The sequence below is a fragment of the Spiroplasma endosymbiont of Halictus nicosiae genome, from assembly GCF_978018445.1.
Window position 1 is genome coordinate 148,381 of the sequence record NZ_OZ389573.1, and the last position, 15,709, is coordinate 164,089.

At 23.5% G+C, this 15,709-nt stretch carries 24 protein-coding genes and 2 pseudogenes; 9 read left to right on the forward strand and 17 right to left on the reverse strand.

Features of this window, described 5'->3' with window-relative positions; translation table 4 throughout:
- Nucleotides 1-325: 325 nt before the first annotated feature.
- Nucleotides 326-1,624 (forward strand): hypothetical protein, encoded by a 1,299-nt coding sequence (locus ACZ91P_RS01020; protein WP_465157616.1) that lies wholly within the window; start codon nt 326-328, stop codon nt 1,622-1,624.
- Nucleotides 1,625-1,782: 158 nt separating this feature from the next.
- Here the strand turns inward: ACZ91P_RS01020 and ACZ91P_RS01025 are convergent.
- Nucleotides 1,783-1,902 (reverse strand): annotated as a pseudogene (locus tag ACZ91P_RS01025) (S1 RNA-binding domain-containing protein); the annotation flags it as partial.
- Between the two features lie 481 nt (nt 1,903-2,383).
- On the opposite strand from ACZ91P_RS01025, the gene ACZ91P_RS01030 reads away from it, so the two are divergent.
- Nucleotides 2,384-2,896, forward strand: coding sequence for a lipoprotein (locus ACZ91P_RS01030; protein ID WP_465157617.1), 513 nt, complete (start codon nt 2,384-2,386; stop codon nt 2,894-2,896).
- A gap of 27 nt (nt 2,897-2,923) precedes the next feature.
- On the opposite strand, the gene ACZ91P_RS01035 is transcribed toward ACZ91P_RS01030, so the two are convergent.
- The 13 genes from ACZ91P_RS01035 to ACZ91P_RS01095 all read right to left on the reverse strand — a co-directional run bounded on the left by ACZ91P_RS01035 (nt 2,924) and on the right by ACZ91P_RS01095 (nt 10,256).
- Nucleotides 2,924-3,763 (reverse strand): hypothetical protein, encoded by an 840-nt coding sequence (locus tag ACZ91P_RS01035; RefSeq protein ID WP_465157618.1) that lies wholly within the window; start codon nt 3,761-3,763, stop codon nt 2,924-2,926.
- 18 nt (nt 3,764-3,781) lie between these two features.
- Nucleotides 3,782-5,134: a hypothetical protein gene (locus ACZ91P_RS01040; RefSeq protein WP_465157619.1), complete on the reverse strand. Its 1,353-nt coding sequence runs from the start codon at nt 5,132-5,134 to the stop codon at nt 3,782-3,784.
- Nucleotides 5,134-6,039 (reverse strand): hypothetical protein, encoded by a 906-nt coding sequence (locus ACZ91P_RS01045; RefSeq protein ID WP_465156567.1) that lies wholly within the window; start codon nt 6,037-6,039, stop codon nt 5,134-5,136. Before ACZ91P_RS01045 ends, ACZ91P_RS01040 begins: the two co-directional genes overlap by 1 nt.
- Before the next feature lie 3 nt (nt 6,040-6,042).
- Nucleotides 6,043-6,285, reverse strand: a complete 243-nt coding sequence (locus ACZ91P_RS01050; protein ID WP_338992864.1) for a hypothetical protein — start codon at nt 6,283-6,285, stop codon at nt 6,043-6,045.
- A 13-nt stretch (nt 6,286-6,298) separates the two neighbouring features.
- Nucleotides 6,299-6,508: a hypothetical protein gene (locus ACZ91P_RS01055; protein WP_465157621.1), complete on the reverse strand. Its 210-nt coding sequence runs from the start codon at nt 6,506-6,508 to the stop codon at nt 6,299-6,301.
- On the reverse strand, nt 6,472-6,594 hold the full coding sequence (locus tag ACZ91P_RS01060; RefSeq protein WP_465157622.1) for a hypothetical protein: 123 nt from the start codon (nt 6,592-6,594) through the stop codon (nt 6,472-6,474). The genes ACZ91P_RS01055 and ACZ91P_RS01060 overlap by 37 nt, the downstream gene beginning before the upstream one ends.
- A 15-nt stretch (nt 6,595-6,609) precedes the next feature.
- Entirely contained in the window at nt 6,610-7,344 is a 735-nt protein-coding gene (locus ACZ91P_RS01065; protein WP_465157623.1) for a hypothetical protein, read from the reverse strand.
- A complete protein-coding gene (locus tag ACZ91P_RS01070; protein WP_465157624.1) occupies nt 7,301-7,486 on the reverse strand; it encodes a hypothetical protein in 186 nt (61 codons plus the stop codon). The genes ACZ91P_RS01065 and ACZ91P_RS01070 overlap by 44 nt, the downstream gene beginning before the upstream one ends.
- Nucleotides 7,487-7,555: 69 nt before the next feature.
- Entirely contained in the window at nt 7,556-8,200 is a 645-nt protein-coding gene (locus tag ACZ91P_RS01075; protein WP_465157625.1) for a hypothetical protein, read from the reverse strand.
- Entirely contained in the window at nt 8,178-9,146 is a 969-nt protein-coding gene (locus tag ACZ91P_RS01080) for a hypothetical protein (protein ID WP_465157626.1), read from the reverse strand. Before ACZ91P_RS01080 ends, ACZ91P_RS01075 begins: the two co-directional genes overlap by 23 nt.
- A gap of 36 nt (nt 9,147-9,182) precedes the next feature.
- On the reverse strand, nt 9,183-9,665 hold the full coding sequence (locus tag ACZ91P_RS01085; protein WP_465157627.1) for a hypothetical protein: 483 nt from the start codon (nt 9,663-9,665) through the stop codon (nt 9,183-9,185).
- Nucleotides 9,556-10,017: a hypothetical protein gene (locus tag ACZ91P_RS01090; protein ID WP_465157628.1), complete on the reverse strand. Its 462-nt coding sequence runs from the start codon at nt 10,015-10,017 to the stop codon at nt 9,556-9,558. The genes ACZ91P_RS01085 and ACZ91P_RS01090 overlap by 110 nt, the downstream gene beginning before the upstream one ends.
- Nucleotides 9,972-10,256, reverse strand: coding sequence for a hypothetical protein (locus tag ACZ91P_RS01095; protein ID WP_465157629.1), 285 nt, complete (start codon nt 10,254-10,256; stop codon nt 9,972-9,974). The genes ACZ91P_RS01090 and ACZ91P_RS01095 overlap by 46 nt, the downstream gene beginning before the upstream one ends.
- Nucleotides 10,257-11,027: 771 nt before the next feature.
- On the opposite strand from ACZ91P_RS01095, the gene ACZ91P_RS01100 reads away from it, so the two are divergent.
- The 3 genes from ACZ91P_RS01100 to ACZ91P_RS01110 are packed head-to-tail and all read left to right on the forward strand — an operon-like array spanning nt 11,028 to nt 11,536.
- Nucleotides 11,028-11,153, forward strand: a complete 126-nt coding sequence (locus ACZ91P_RS01100; RefSeq protein ID WP_465157630.1) for a hypothetical protein — start codon at nt 11,028-11,030, stop codon at nt 11,151-11,153.
- A gap of 18 nt (nt 11,154-11,171) precedes the next feature.
- Nucleotides 11,172-11,312, forward strand: a complete 141-nt coding sequence (locus ACZ91P_RS01105; protein ID WP_465157631.1) for a hypothetical protein — start codon at nt 11,172-11,174, stop codon at nt 11,310-11,312.
- On the forward strand, nt 11,267-11,536 hold the full coding sequence (locus ACZ91P_RS01110; RefSeq protein WP_465157632.1) for a hypothetical protein: 270 nt from the start codon (nt 11,267-11,269) through the stop codon (nt 11,534-11,536). Before ACZ91P_RS01105 ends, ACZ91P_RS01110 begins: the two co-directional genes overlap by 46 nt.
- Before the next feature lie 153 nt (nt 11,537-11,689).
- Here the strand turns inward: ACZ91P_RS01110 and ACZ91P_RS01115 are convergent.
- A pseudogene (locus ACZ91P_RS01115) lies at nt 11,690-12,673 on the reverse strand (IS30 family transposase).
- A gap of 285 nt (nt 12,674-12,958) precedes the next feature.
- Here ACZ91P_RS01115 and ACZ91P_RS01120 point away from each other — a divergent pair.
- The 4 genes from ACZ91P_RS01120 to ACZ91P_RS01135 all read left to right on the forward strand — a co-directional run bounded on the left by ACZ91P_RS01120 (nt 12,959) and on the right by ACZ91P_RS01135 (nt 14,166).
- The gene (locus tag ACZ91P_RS01120; RefSeq protein WP_465157633.1) at nt 12,959-13,183 is read left to right on the forward strand and encodes a hypothetical protein; all 225 of its coding nucleotides are present in this window, start codon (nt 12,959-12,961) and stop codon (nt 13,181-13,183) included.
- Between the two features lie 117 nt (nt 13,184-13,300).
- The gene (locus tag ACZ91P_RS01125; protein WP_465157634.1) at nt 13,301-13,732 is read left to right on the forward strand and encodes a hypothetical protein; all 432 of its coding nucleotides are present in this window, start codon (nt 13,301-13,303) and stop codon (nt 13,730-13,732) included.
- The gene (locus tag ACZ91P_RS01130; RefSeq protein WP_465157635.1) at nt 13,723-13,911 is read left to right on the forward strand and encodes a hypothetical protein; all 189 of its coding nucleotides are present in this window, start codon (nt 13,723-13,725) and stop codon (nt 13,909-13,911) included. Before ACZ91P_RS01125 ends, ACZ91P_RS01130 begins: the two co-directional genes overlap by 10 nt.
- 102 nt (nt 13,912-14,013) lie before the next feature.
- Nucleotides 14,014-14,166, forward strand: coding sequence for a hypothetical protein (locus ACZ91P_RS01135; RefSeq protein WP_465157636.1), 153 nt, complete (start codon nt 14,014-14,016; stop codon nt 14,164-14,166).
- Here the strand turns inward: ACZ91P_RS01135 and ACZ91P_RS01140 are convergent.
- Nucleotides 14,122-14,226, reverse strand: coding sequence for a lipoprotein (locus tag ACZ91P_RS01140; protein WP_465157637.1), 105 nt, complete (start codon nt 14,224-14,226; stop codon nt 14,122-14,124). The two genes, ACZ91P_RS01135 and ACZ91P_RS01140, sit on opposite strands and share 45 nt — an antisense overlap.
- 388 nt (nt 14,227-14,614) lie before the next feature.
- Entirely contained in the window at nt 14,615-15,706 is a 1,092-nt protein-coding gene (locus tag ACZ91P_RS01145) for an Mbov_0401 family ICE element transposase-like protein (protein WP_465157638.1), read from the reverse strand.
- Nucleotides 15,707-15,709 lie beyond the last annotated feature (3 nt).

Genomic DNA, 15,709 nt, shown 5'->3' on the forward strand with positions numbered 1-15,709 from the left:
TATTTAAAGACTTTGTTGGTGATAGTTATGCCCGATATTTTACTTCACCAACTTTTTTTAAGTTTGTTTCAGCGGGGCGTGGTACTAATAAGATATGAAATCACATAGCAGAAAAATTATTTTTTGCTTGTAATTTTACTGATGCTTCATCTAACATTTTACGAAGATATGCCAATACCCATGAAGATACTACATTTGGCGATACAATTAATGTATGTAATTATTTATATGATAAATATGGGATTGATATAGGGCCCGACAATAAAAATGGCATTGTTTGACCTAAAAATGTTAAAGAAGGTGGCGAAATTGTTTTCCTAGTGGTGTGAGAATTGCTTTTGCGGGTTATGCTAATGGTAATAAAATTATGGGAAAAGTTGGTAAAGGTAGTGGTATTATATCAGCGTGAACAGATGAAATGATACATGCTGAAGAAAAAGAAATTTTAACTGATAAAGAATTAGATAAACGTTATAATAATTTGCGAATTTCCATGTTTAGATCAAAAAGCTTAAAAGTATCTTATGAAAAATATACTGATGAAAATGATAATGAACAATATAATTTAGATAATTCTATTCCAGTAAAAGAATTATCTTGGACATTTCAAGAATGAAACAACATAGCAAAACAATACATAACAGTAATAACATATTTTCATAAAACATATTCTAATCAATTTACTTTTAATCCTTTTGATAAATACCATGTCTTTTATGAAAAATTTGTAACCCCATATTTTTCCTTAAATGAAAGAATTAAAAATATTTTAAAAAAACACAATCAAGTATATTCAGAAAACAAACAAGCATTTAATGGTTTGGGTATTTTTAATTTACGATTAACAATGGGTGCTATTTGAAATAAAATACCTGATATTACTAAAAAACTTGTTTTAACAAACAAACAAGAGCGACCTGATTTATTTGAACTTGAATACTACGGATTTGAATATAAGGATAATGACCCCAGTATTTATGTTTTACAAAATTATCGTAAATATATTAAAGAGTATAATTTACAAGATTTTTATAATTCCAATACAAAACAGTATCAATTTGATAGTTATTCAATTGGTGTGGATTATGCTAATGGTAGTGAAGACAACACCGTGTTTTTATTTAGTGGTTATAAAATTAATGAAAATAATGAATATGATAAATATTTAATTGAAGAAAATGTTGTTACATCAAAAAACGCAATGAATTTAAATGAAATAGTTGAACATTACGGGCAATGAATAATTAATACATTTGATAAATTTGATGGTTTTGAATATGCTACATTTCATTATGATATTAATGCACACGACTTTATGCAAAAATTACAAGAAGATATTTACCCTTATTTAGGCTATAAAATTAAGATGTTTAAAGCAAAAAAACATGAGACATCTCTTAATAAAGAAGCAGGTATAATCAATCGCGTAACCTGAATAAGAAAAATGTTTGTTCAAGGTAAAATATATGGCATATTAGATAACTTCCCATTTTTAGATAAGTGCATTAGTGAACTAAGATTTAGTGATACCAAAACAAACACACCCGATAGTAAAATGTACCATGACCCATATGATGCTTTGTTTTATGGTTCTTATCCATATCGTTTTAAAATGGGAATATAAAAAGGTTTTAAAAACCTTTTAAAATTTATAAATTTTATTTACTTTTTATTTATTAAATAATTAGTATTTAATGTTTTTTCTAAACTAGGTGATTTTTCTTGTATTTTATTACCATCATCATTTTTCAATAGTTCAGGATGACAATTTTTATAACTTAATTTAAGATGTTTTCTAACTGAATTAAAATCTAGTATCTCAACTTCAATTTCATCACCAACATCAAAAAAATCTCTAATATCTCTAACAAAGTAATCTGAAATCTCACTAATATGAATTAAACCATCAGCCTTTTATGCTCTACAAAAAGCACCATAAGGTGTAATGTTTGTTATTTTAACATTAACTTTATTTCCTTTTTTATACATAAAATTAAATATACTTCCTTTTTTTAAATGCTTTAATTATATCATTAAGACTATAAAAATCATTTGCAGGAATTGGGCGAGCGGTTGATTTTCTTAAATTTTTGTGATAAAATAACTTACAAGTTAAAAAAAGTTTTGAGGTTCTTTCAAACAAATTTGGGAACCTTTATAAAATTCTTCGCTTAACGCTTAGAATTTTTCTCAAGTATTTTGAAAAGCGCGGCAAAAAATTTTTTAAACTTTAAGTAATTTTTCGCAAAACTTATGGAAATCACCGCGAGCCCAGATTGACCCTTTCCATATAATAAATTAAATAATTTCCTTTCAAACTCTTAAATAGTCCTTGTATATATAATTGTGATTGTAAAAAGATTTAGCGAAAGGAATTATAATAATGAAAAAGATATTAAGTCTTTTAAATACAATCACTTTAATTGGAACAAGTACAACAAATTTAGTTGCTTGTAATAAACCACAATATAGCGAAAAAGAATTAGTAGATTTAAAAGAAAAGAATAATATAAAAACAAACGATGGTATTTTAGAATGAATAGCACCACAAGAAAAACCATTTAATCAAGTGGATAATAAATGATATTTTGCTATATGGAAACCTAATAATTCTATTTATTGAAAAATATCAAAATTTAAACACGATACAAATAAAGGAAAAAATGAGGCTTGAGATCCATTAAAACCATATTATATTGATCTCTTTTTATGGGTTTTTGAAACAAAAGAACAAGATTTATTAATAGATGATCAATCAGAAGGTAAAATAGAACGAATTTTTTGAAATGAAGATAAGGGACAAAATTTTAAAGCAGTTTATCGTTGAAATTTAGAAGATACTAATGTACCTAATTTAATTATTGATAAAACCGGTAATGTAAAAGTTAATGAATAATAAAAAGTCATTTATTAAAATGACTTTTTATATTTCTAATATAATTAATGATAATTTTTCATTATTTTTATTAAATAGTTGTAAATTATTAATATTAATTTGTACTTTTTCGGTAAAAATTGTAATTTCATAATTACCATAACCTCATATACCTGATATTTCAATTTGATTTAAATTAAATAGTTTTTTATCAAAAGTTATTTTAATACTATAATCAATTAAATCTTCGATTGTACTAATTCAATCTATTTTAGAATAAAGTAATTTATATCATTCAGAAAAATAATTTAAATAGTCTTCTATTTTGTCATTAGAAACAATTAAATTAGTTAAATATTTACCATATTCACCATCAGATAATTTAATTTCTGATGGAATAAGAGAAGGAATGTTATTTGTTTCTAATTCATTTGTTAATGATAATCAATTTAAAAAATTTGCTTCTAATTGATAAATAGGATTTTCTGAAATATCTTTGTTTTTAACATTTACTTTAATTTCATTATCTTTGTTATTATTAACATTTGGTTGTTGTTTTAAATTTCAATCAATAATTTTTCCAGTACTTGAATCAATTAAAGGTTTAAGAGATTCACCACCACCATTTCAACGATAAACTGCTTTAAAATTTTGTCCCTTATCTTCATTTCAAAAAATTCGTTCTATTTTACCTTCTGATTGATCATCTATTAATAAATCTTGTTCTTTTGTTTCAAAAACCCATAAAAAGAGATCAATATAATATGGTTTTAATGGATCTCAAGCCTCATTTTTTTCTCCTTTATTTGTATTGTGTTTAAATTTTGATATTTTTCAATAAATAGAATTATTAGGTTTTCATATAGCAAAATATCATTTATTATCCACTTGATTAAATGGTTTTTCTTATGCTTTAATTTCTTTTCAATAATTTACTGGAATTGGTGGATTAGAACCAATAAAATCAAAATATAATGAATATATTTGTACTTGACAATCTGAAAAATAAAAATATCCTTCTTCTAATCTATTTGGTTTTGAAATTAGTTTGAAATAATAAGGAGAAAATAATTTAATATCATCATTATAACCTTTGTTAATAGCATATTTGCTATATGTGTAATTTGAAAGCATATAGATAATTTGTTTAAATATTTTAATAATTTTATCCTTAATAAGGGTTGGATTATCTAATTTTCAATTTTCAAACAAACCATCAATTACATCTTCGGGTTTTTGACCTTCAAATTTTTGGCGTAGTTCAGCCGCTTTATTAGTAGGATTACCTTTTTCATCGTATTTTACCCCTTGAAATTTACGGTTATAATTATAACGATATGTTAAATAATTCAATAAAACTTTATCTAAACCATTTTTATTTATTAAATCTAAAATATCTTTACCTTGAATATAGTTTTTTGCAATACTTCATGATAAAAAACTTTCGGTAAATCAATATTGAAATACTCTTAAATTAGGATTTGTTTCAATTGGCATTGATAATAATGGTACTAAACTAGCATTTTCAATATTTGATGATGGATAAGAATAAACACCATTGATATTGCCTCAACACTTAATATTTCCAAATAACATTGATTTAGGGTATTTAATTTCAATGCCAGTAAATACTGTATCTTCTGGCAATGATTTTTGTAAAACTAAATGAATACTATTCTGATTTTTTCACTTAAAATCAGTTATTTTAACTAAGTGGGTAGATTTAATAATATCAATGCCTTCAGGTGAATAAGGACGCTTATATTCTTCAATAATATAACATTCATTTTTATTGTTTTCGGTAATTGGTTCATTAATAGAAACTATTTTTAAGTCATAGGATTCTAAAAATTCTTTATCTTGTTTTGAAATATCATTGATTAAAATATCTTTTTCATCAATCATTACATAACTTGTGCTATTATCTTGGACTGTGGTGTTTTGTTGAATTTGTAATTTAAAATTAAAATCACTAATTTCATAACCAGTTATTTTAATATATTCATCTTTGTCAATAAAACCTATTTTAACGCTATTTTGAGAATAGTTTAAGGTTGCTTTTTGTTTTGTCTTAACAAGATTATTAATTTTATAAATATATAAGGTTCTTGCACGGGCTTCTGTAAATAATTGTTCTAAATCGGGGTCGCTGTACTGCGATTGACTAGCAAAATCTAACGGAATACTATCAATTGAATAGTCAATTGGTTCATCTTTTTCTGCTAATTGTGCTAACATTTTTTCAGATGGTTTTAACATTATTCTTGTTCTCCTTCTTCATTATGAATATTGATAATAGTTTCGTTGTTTTTTAATTGTCTGTTTAAAGCAGCATTTACTGGTAAGCGAACATCAACAATATATATCATTTGTTCGTATGATGCGTTTGTTTGAATATTTACACCAGCAACTTCTGCCTGAGTTTGTTGTGCTCCCTTAGCAATGGCGGGAACATGATGTCGATTTATTTTATAGTAATTTGTTAATAATCAATCATATATTTTAGTTAATTGCTCACCTTTAAAATTACCAGCAATATAGTCTACTGGTTGAAAATTACTATCAGGGTCTCCTTCAACTAATAACAAGTCATTTTCAATAAATGATGCCAGCATTTTACTAATTTCTTGGTCAACCACACCAGTAACTCCATTAGTATTAATAGTAAATTTACCACTATTTAATAATGGATCTAACATTATCTTTTGAGCAATAATATCTAAAATACTAGCAAATTGTTTACCATAACGAGCAGAAGGCTCAAAATTAGGGTTATTAGGAATAATTTGAATTGGAATAAAATTAAGTGGTAATATTTCTTCTCTTTGTAAAGTTGTATAGTTATTTCATTTAACATCATCAATATATAAATCGGTAATAGTACTATATAATCGTGTTTTTAACTTTCTAATAACTTTAACTTGTTTAGTTACAGCATCAATCTCTAATTTTTCAGTAATAAAAATACTCTGGTCATTTTTAATATAAGGGTCATAATCAAAAGTGCAAGATACTAAATTACCTAATTCATCATACTGGTCATTGTAAAAATCAATAGTAATAAAATTAAGTTTTGAATTATTAGCAAAAATAAAATATGCACCGTTACCCTTCTTATTAATTTTATATTCGTTATATCAATTCTTATTGGTAAAGTCCTGCATTTTTTAAAAGCTATTAATTAATTTAGTATCTATTTTTTGATTAGTAAGTGGATTATAAATGCTAATTTCTAAATCTCGCGGATTTAAAAAATTAGCATTATCTTCACAAATTCTTTTTTCTAAAATCTCATTATGTTTTTGAACAGTAACATTTTTACGATTAGTAATCGTTGATGCTAAATTAAGATAATAACTATCAATATCATATTCTTTTTTTAATTTCTTTTTTGCTGGTAATAATCCCATTTATAACACCTCTTTATTTTGTATCTTCTTTTTTAATAACATCTTCAATACTATCTTGTTTTTGTTGTTTGTTATGTGTTTTGATAAATCTAATTGTTTCAATAATCAAAACTATAATTCCAGCTCCGATAAGCATTGCTGAAACAATAACATATGCTCGTCAAGAAATACCTAATGTTTTTTCTCCTATAAAACAAATAATAATTCCTGCAATAAAAAACAATGATGAAACTCCAAAATAAAAAACAATGATGAAACTCCAAATATTTTCAAAAACATAATTACATCTTTAACTTCTACTTTTGGCATAATAACATCTCCTTTCTAATTTACCTTTTTTCTTTCAATAAACACAAATCCCAAAGGTCTAAATGTTGCTGGACCATTAATTCCAATATTAATCAATCCATCAGGATTAATAGATAATGCTAAACATGCACTATTAACACCTATTTGATCATATATAACACCTATTGTTTGTCTAAAACTATGCCTTGTTTGCAACATCCCTTGACTTTTTAAATCTCCTTTGTTTTTTTCTGAGACTCAAATTCTATAAATATAATTTTCTTTATCAAAATTAGGAATATTATATCCTTTTTGACCAACTTTAAAATCACTAGTATCAACAATTTCTCAATCTGGAACTTTTGGTATAACAATTGATTTTTTTAATTCATCTAAAATTTCTTCTTTTATTTTTGCAAGTTTTTCATCTTTAATTTTTTCTATAACAAGTTTATTTAATAAAGCATCAACTTCTAATTGAGTATAATATGCTTCTAAATCAATCATTGTTAAATCAATACCTTCTTCTTGAAAAAGTACGAAACATTTTTTTAAAGTTGTTAGATTAGCCAATGATTTTGCATAGCTAGGCAATAGACCTTGTCATGTTGCCATAGGGTCATTTTGTGAAGAATAATTAATATCACCAACACTCATATTTGCCGAAGCAAAAAACTCAATTGGAATACGGTTAAATGTTCAATGTTCAATCGTAATAAACACCATATTAATACAAATTTTCTTTAATAATGGGTCTTTTAAATGTTTCAAATTTTAGCTTTGAAAATGGATAGTTTAAGTAAGAATTAATCATATTTTGGGCTCTTAAAGCAAATGTTTTAAATCATAATTCTACATCACCTTTAAAAAACTTATTATAACGAACTGGAACTTTTGTAATTTTACCTGTCATTGGAATAAAATTATTATAATTTTACAAAGTAACATTTTGTCATAATTCATTTAACATTTAATCATCTCCTTATCATTTACTTTTTTTAGAATATATTTTCTTTAATATAAATTTTTTACTATTTAGTAATGTTTTTGTTTTAATTTTTTTGTTTAAATCTTGTTTTGTTCTGAGTTGTTTATATGCTTGAAATACTAGTCCATTACCCAATAAACTAGTAATTACACTATCTTCTAGCGTATTTAACAATTTATCTTTATTAAAGTTATTTTTAAATTGTTCTTGCATTTTTAATATCTTAGCAATTGTCCGATATATTTTAAAACTATCTTTTACTACTTGCTGATAAGCAAGTGGGGCAAAAGAAACTAAATTAAACAAACTTGTTTTTTTAAATCCCCAACCAATAAACCACTCACTGTTCATATAGAATTTAAACGGTTCAGGAGCCAAAACAAACTGTTCTGCTTTGATTAAAGTTGTCATAATCACAATAGGGACATATTTAGGATTTTTATAATATATTGTTAAAGCAACTTCACCCGCAATTGATAAAGGAACAATTTTAACTGCTAAAAAAACATCAGAACCATAAGCAAAAGGTAATAATTGACCTTTTTTAATAGCCTTAGTTTCAAATTCAGATAATATTTTTTTAGTTTTATCAGTAATTTTACTAATTACTTTTTGTTTAATAGTAATTATTTTTTTCAATTGGGGCTAATAATTTTTTAGTTACTTTTTGAATATAAAAATTTGGGTTTAAATGATTTAAAATTTTATTTAATTTAATTGGTGTTTGATGAAAAATATTTAATAATTTATTATTATATATTTTACTGTTCCTCATTAAATTAGCATTTAATAGTAGATTTTTACCAACACCTTTTTTATGAAGATTAGTCATAATGTTATATAATTCATTAGTATTAATTTTACTTATTTTATCAATATTTAATCCATATTCAGACAATCATTTATTAGCATTTTTTTCATTCACGCGTGGTATTTTTTGAACTAATTTAGGACTTATTTTTTGAATATTTTTCTCAATTTTTAATAAATTATTAATTGTTTCTAAATTAGAAACTTTAAAACCTTTATAAAAATCATTTCGGACTAATTTTCCAATTGTATATAATAAAGTTTCATTATTAGCCTGCTTTGTAAAATCAAATATTAATTTAGAAGATAAAATCTTTTTACCTGTAACTTGTTTTGCAACATCTTCTAAATTATTAGCAGTTATTACACCTAATTTTTCAAGTAGTTTAGTTTCTTTTGCTAATTTTAAAATTCTAGTTGTTCGAACAGCACGCGTTAATTTACCAATTCCACCAATTGCTGGTAACAAATTTAAGGCGGTACTTTTTGCTGTTACTTCTGATGTTAATTTATCATATATTTGATTTACGGCAAAATCGGTTGCTGTTTCTACTCCAAACGAGATAAATGCTGCGGAAAAATTAGATAATCCCGCACCAAGACCAACAGCCGAAGCAATACCACCAGTTAAAACTGATAAACCAAGAGCTAAAACTTGAATTCCTAAAAATTCTAATAACTGTAAACCAAAATTTTTTTTGTTGTTGGATTGACAATCTAGTTGGATTTTTTTAACAGCATAAATAAGGGCTGTTTTAGATGTTCCAATTGGCATATATATCAAACGAAAAAGTACTATTTTTTAGTACTATTAAGAATTTTTAATTTTAACATCAATCGGATTTGTTTGACCAGTAGTGTTGTTTTTATCTTCAATTTGGACAAAAACCTTGGTATCATTTGTAATATTTATTGGTCAATCAACACCAGCACTTTCAATAAAGTAATCAAAATCACTTTCAGTTAAAGAACTATTTACTGCTTTTATTGCTTTTAAAACAACATCTTTAAATTGTGGTTTTAACTGTTCTGCTGTTGCTTTTGTTAGGTCTGCAACATGAATAGTTGGTTTATCTATTTTATTAATTTTACTAATATCAATTTTTGAAACAATATGTTTAATAATTCCTTTTGGTTCAACCACTGCTCCACCTAAATATAAAACTCTTTCCATAATCAAAGTATTATCCATTTCAGTACCTAACGCAGCAGCACCAACTCTTAACGGAGTATGATCTTTTTTTGTGTAAAATAAGAGGGTCATATTTTTTGCTAAACTTAAAGGCAATTGCATTAACACCATCTGGTAATAGATATTTGCATAAAACTTTTAAACCACCAATAAATTTAGGAGTAGATAATGGATTTTTTATTTTTAAACCCTTATGAAGTTGATAATCTTCAATTATTACAATAACTTTTTTTAAATAAGAACAAATTTTATTTTTAAACTCATTTAATATTAAATACATATTATTTATTGCTTCTTCTTCATTTTTGGAATTAAAAGTAATATTATTAATTATTTTCTTTTGCAAAACATTATAAATAATAATACCAGTTTTTCCAATTCCAGCAGGGTCAATTGCAATAATATATTTTAATTTATCTGGTTTATTTTTTTGTCAATTTGTAATATTTTTCATCCATCTGATGCTAAATCTAAAATATCGTTAATTTTGTAATGTTGCATATAAGAAGCAATAATATCTCACTTGTCTTTAAATAAATTTAAGTACATTTTGGCTCATTCTAAACATTGCAAATCATAATGCTTTTTATGATATGAAATACGACAATTAATAGGTTGACAATTAACTCAATCAAATGATGTTGTTATTTCATTTCAAGTTTTATTAATATATTTACTTTTATATTCTGTCATTATATATACTCCTTAATTTTTTTATTTGTTGATCAAATTTTATCATTAATATTATTTGCAGTTACTGGATAAGCACATATCATTAATTCTTGTAATTTATTTTAGTATTTAATTACTTCGCCGCCTGCTTCACTTTGGGGAGTGAGCGGGGGCGGATAGGATATTTTGATAGAGTTTACCCCCATACGGAAATAAAAAAAACAGTTTACCCAGTTATTAATTACGCTTCATCCATCCCTACACAACTTTATATAAAGAAAATAACCTTTTGGAGTTCCAACCCTCTTGTTTTTTTAGTGTCCGATATTGTTTTTTTTCGATTTAACAGCACTTTTTTTATGAAAACAAGCCAAAAAACACATGCTCTGACATTTCAAAAGTGATTAATCTTGCCGAGAATTAAAGAAATAAATAGGAGAGTAAATCCAATCGCTTTCACACTTTCTTTAATGCTTCGTGCTATAGATGAGTTATCCATCTTTAAGCATCAAAATATTAAGTTTTAGTATTGCATTATTCATCAGATAGTACCTTTATTAAAAATGATATTATTAGTTGTTAAACCGAAAAAATATAATAAATCACAGAAAGGAAATTATAAAAATTAACTAGTTTGTAGGGCAAAATAGGTTAATTTTTAATTTTAAAGATACTATCTGATTAATAATGCAAATAAAAAAATCATTCTAATAAGCGATTACTTTAATTTGTATTTAATTACTTTATTTATAATTTTTATAAAAACTAAGCTTTTTTCCGACTACCAAATAAATGACAGAATATAAAAGTAAATATATTAATAAAACTTGAAATGAAATAACAACATCATTTGATTGAGTTAATTGTCAACCTATTAATTGTCGTATTTCACATCATAAAAAGCATTATGATTTGTAATGTTTAGAATGAGCCAAAATGTACTTAAATTTATTTAAAGACAAGTGAGGTGTTATTGTTTCATATATGCAATATTATAAAATTAACGATATTTTAGATTTAGCATCAGATGGATGAAAAATATTACAAATTGACAAAAAAATAAACCAGATAAATTAAAATATATTATTGCAATTGACCCTGCTGGAATTGGAAAAACTGGTATTATTATTTATAATGTTTTGCAGAAGAAAATAATTAATAATATTACTTTTAATTCCAAAAATGAAGAAGAAGCAATAAATAATATGTATTTAATATTAAATGAGTTTAAAAATAAAATTTGTTCTTATTTAAATAAAGTTATTATAATAATTAAAGATTATCAAACTTGTATAGTGTAAATGCAATTAGTTATTTCCTACTCTTATTAATTAAAATAATAGCACTTAAAAATAAGTTTGCAAGTATTTTTAAATTATTTTTTTAATTTATTTAAAATTAGTATATTTGGGCACACTAAAAAATAATTTATTAAGTTTTTTTATTTAATAAATTTATTTAATATATTTATTAAATAACTGTGTTGGTGTTTCTCAATTTAAACAAGGTCTTATCTTATCATTAATTGTATTAATTATTCAATCTATTTTATCTTGTTTAATAATTCTAAAATCAGTACTTTTTTGGTAATTCTCGCCTTATATCTCTATTCATTCTTTCTACAATTGGTTTTTGTGTAGGACTACCTTTATCACAAAAATATACATTTGTTTTAAGATGTTTTTCAATATCTTTTCAATTTCAAAATTCTTTTCCTTGATCAGTTATAATTCCCTTTAAATGTTTTTTTAAAAGTTTATTTTTAAAAATTTGTTTTAAAGTTTCTAATACTTTTGTTGAATTTTTTTCTTTTAATTTTTTTAAAAAGGTAAATTTAGTTAATTCTTCTGTTAATGTTAAACATGCTGATTTCTTATCTTTACCAACAATAGTATCCATTTGAAATCAACCAAAAGTACCTTTTTCATGTTTTGCTTGTTTAATAATTTTAAAATCATTGCTTAAATTACCACGTTTATATTTTTTCCCTTTATGTATCTTTTTTTTACTATGAAAATACAAATTACGTTTATTTAAACCAAATAAACCTAAATAAATATATTTATAAAGTGTTTTAAAACACATAGGGAATTTATCATTAAATTCAATTTCATATGATTTACATATTTGTTTAGGTGTATAATGAAATTTATTAAATTTTTTATCTAATAATAATAATAATTGTTTAAAAGTTAAAGTAGTTTTCTTTTTACAATTTTTACGATTTTCTAAATATCATTTATGTTCTTGCATAGGATGATATCGTTTAATATGTTTATAATGTTTTAAGTGATATTTAATAGTACTTTTACTACGACCCATATATCTTGCTATTTTTGATATATTAAGAGTGCCTTTTTTTTCTTAAAAATATCAGATTCTAACGCTTCTTTTAAATTACATCTTTCAATAAAACTTAAATGTTTAAACTTTCTCATTTTTTCCTATCCTTTTTTAAAATATTTACATAATACAATAAAAAAAATAAAAGTAAATTATTGACATTAAATTTACTGATGATAAGATAATATTGTAAATCTAAAAAGGCAGAATTTTCCTACTCTTAACCTGTTTTAGAAAATTACAAAAATATAGACTTGCAAAAGTCTTTTTTATGTAAAATATAGATAATAAAAAAAGAACTTATGAGAGTTCTTTTATACATTAATACAGTTTTTTACTCTTTTATTTAATCATATTGTTTAAATAATAGCAATTTTAATATGCAAAAAGGAGTAAAAAATGGCCAAAAAATGCCAAATTGTAAAAAGGTATTAGCAAGATTTAAAAAAGATAAAAATGGTGATTTAGTAAGAAAAATGCAAGGTAATTGACCAGTGCAATTATGTATTAGTCATTTTAAAGAGTTTCAAATTAAAATAAATGAAACTATTTTATATATGAAACAAAAAAAGAGTATAAAGATATGATTAACACAATGATTGTAAAAAAGAATTAAATTATGGTATGATATTTTTATAAGGTTAATCTTCCTTTTAAAAAAGAGTCTTACCTATAATTTGTTAAAAGTGTTAATCCTACACTCAAATAAGGAGCGAAAAATAATGGCAAATTTAGAAAAAATTAAAGAAATTTTAGAAATTGATGATGAAAAAGCGAAAGCAGTTGATGAATTATTATCTGCTCAGGCTAAACAAATTCGTGAATCAATTAAAAATCGTGAAGATGTAGTTGATAAAACAGATTTTGAAATTGTTAATACTCAATTACAAGAATTAAAAAATAAAAGTGATTTATTAGAAAATGAATTATATTTAAAAAATTTTACAGATAAAGATAAAAAAATTATTTCTTCGTTAATTAATAATGATGAATATAAAGATTTATCTAAACAAGAAAGAATAAACAAAATAGCAGAAGAATATAATATTAATTCAGAAGAAATTAAATCTAATCGTTTAGAAGAAATTAAGAAAAATGGTGCTAAAACTGACCAAGATATTATTGATTATGCTAAAAGTTTAACATGACAATAATGTTAACATTTAAATATGATGTTCCTACATTTGATGTTGTTCGTTTTATGGAATCACTAGTTAAAGTACGAACTACTACAATTGGAGAGTGAATGAGAACAATTACTCGTAATTGATATTCAAATATAAATGCAATTTATTTACAAGGTGTTGTAGATTCATGTATTGCAACAGGTTAATTTATTAAATTACCTATTCCAAAAGATACTGATACAGCACAAGAAGCATTTTATAAAATTAATGATATTTCAATTAATTTAGTATAAAAAGTAAATGCTTTAATGTTTGGTACTAAAAAAGACGATTTAATGGTACATGTTGCAATGCCAGCATTTGCTCAATTTACAAAAGCATATACTAAAATTTTAGACCAAATAGGAGCAGATACATTAGCAACTGGTCAATTGTGGAAAAAAATGATTGTAAGCAATTAAACTTGTTGTACTTGTTGCTACTAATGAAATTGTTCCTATTATACTTAATAATTTTTTCATTCCAATTAACCCTCTTTCTATTAATTTCTTACATTATATATACAAGGTTAAGTTAGTTAGAATTATTATCTTTATCACTTTTGTTGTGACTTATATAAAAATTAATAAGATATTCGATTCGTTGTGAATAAGTAAAGTCATTAAATTCATTTCAAACTTTTTCTTGGTTTTCATTTAAGTAAATATTAACATTACGAATTAATTTAGAATAATATTTGGGAGTGTTGCATATAAACGAGTATTACTTAATTTATTTAAAAACAAGAAACTTTTTTCTTTTATAAAAAAATAATAACATAAAAAAAAAAAAAAAAAAAATACAAAAAAATAATTTCATATTTTAAAATACTAAAAAATAGTTTAAAAACTAAAATTAAATTATTTTAAATTAACTAAAATTAAATCTCATAATTTTTAAATCCAAAATATTTTTAAATGTTGAAAATAAAAATGTTTTATTCCCATATCCCAAACAAGATTTTGCAACTCTTGAAACATCACTTTCAGCAGATACGCCAATATTTCACTTTTTATTTTGATTTAAAATACAATTTTTTAAATTAATAAAATATCTTAATTTAATTCTTTCATTCTGTAATGATTTTAAAAAAGTTATAAATTCGTTGTATTTTCCTTGTAAAAATAATTCCTTTGCGTGTAAATAATTTTTAAAGGATTCTTTACTACGATTACCACAATATATATTATTCTTTAATTCTCTTATTGCATGAAATCTATCAAATATAAACATACCATCTAAAATTTTAGCAGTTTTTTTAATTCATTTAGCATTATCCCCACAAATAATTAATTTATTATTTTCATAATTTTTAAAAAATTTTTGAATTTGTTTTTTAATAAATAAAGCATTAAATTCTGCTCCTCGAGTTTTCTTATTAAGAAAAAAATAACAATATTTTTTATTTAAAGATTTATTATTTTCTTTTCCAGTATTAAATGAAATTATTCTAACAGTTTGCAAATAAGATTTATTATTTTTATTTTTTAAAATTACACGTGCATCATCCAAATTGATATATAAATTTTTTCAATTTTTTAAATCTATTTTTTTATCTTTTCTTTTTATTAATGCTTTTCGTAAAATACGCGAAACAGATGAAAAATGCAATTTACAATTAAAGATATCTAATATATCACTATATCTTTTATTTTTTACTATTTCAGCAATTATTTTTAATTTTAAATCATTAATTATTCTTTGTCATTTTTCAACTCCAAATTGTTTATCAACAATAGGAACATATTTTAACTTACCCTTATAAAGATATTTGTAAATTCTTCTCTTATAAATTAATATTCCAAATTCTGTTTTAATTTTTCTAGTTTTTATTTCTTTTACAAAATATTTTATTTTATCTCGTTTTTTAAAAATTATATTATCAATTCTTTCTATCTTTTCTTTTAACTGATTTAAAGCATTTTCATAAATATTTGCACTAAATTTATTAAAATTAAACATTTT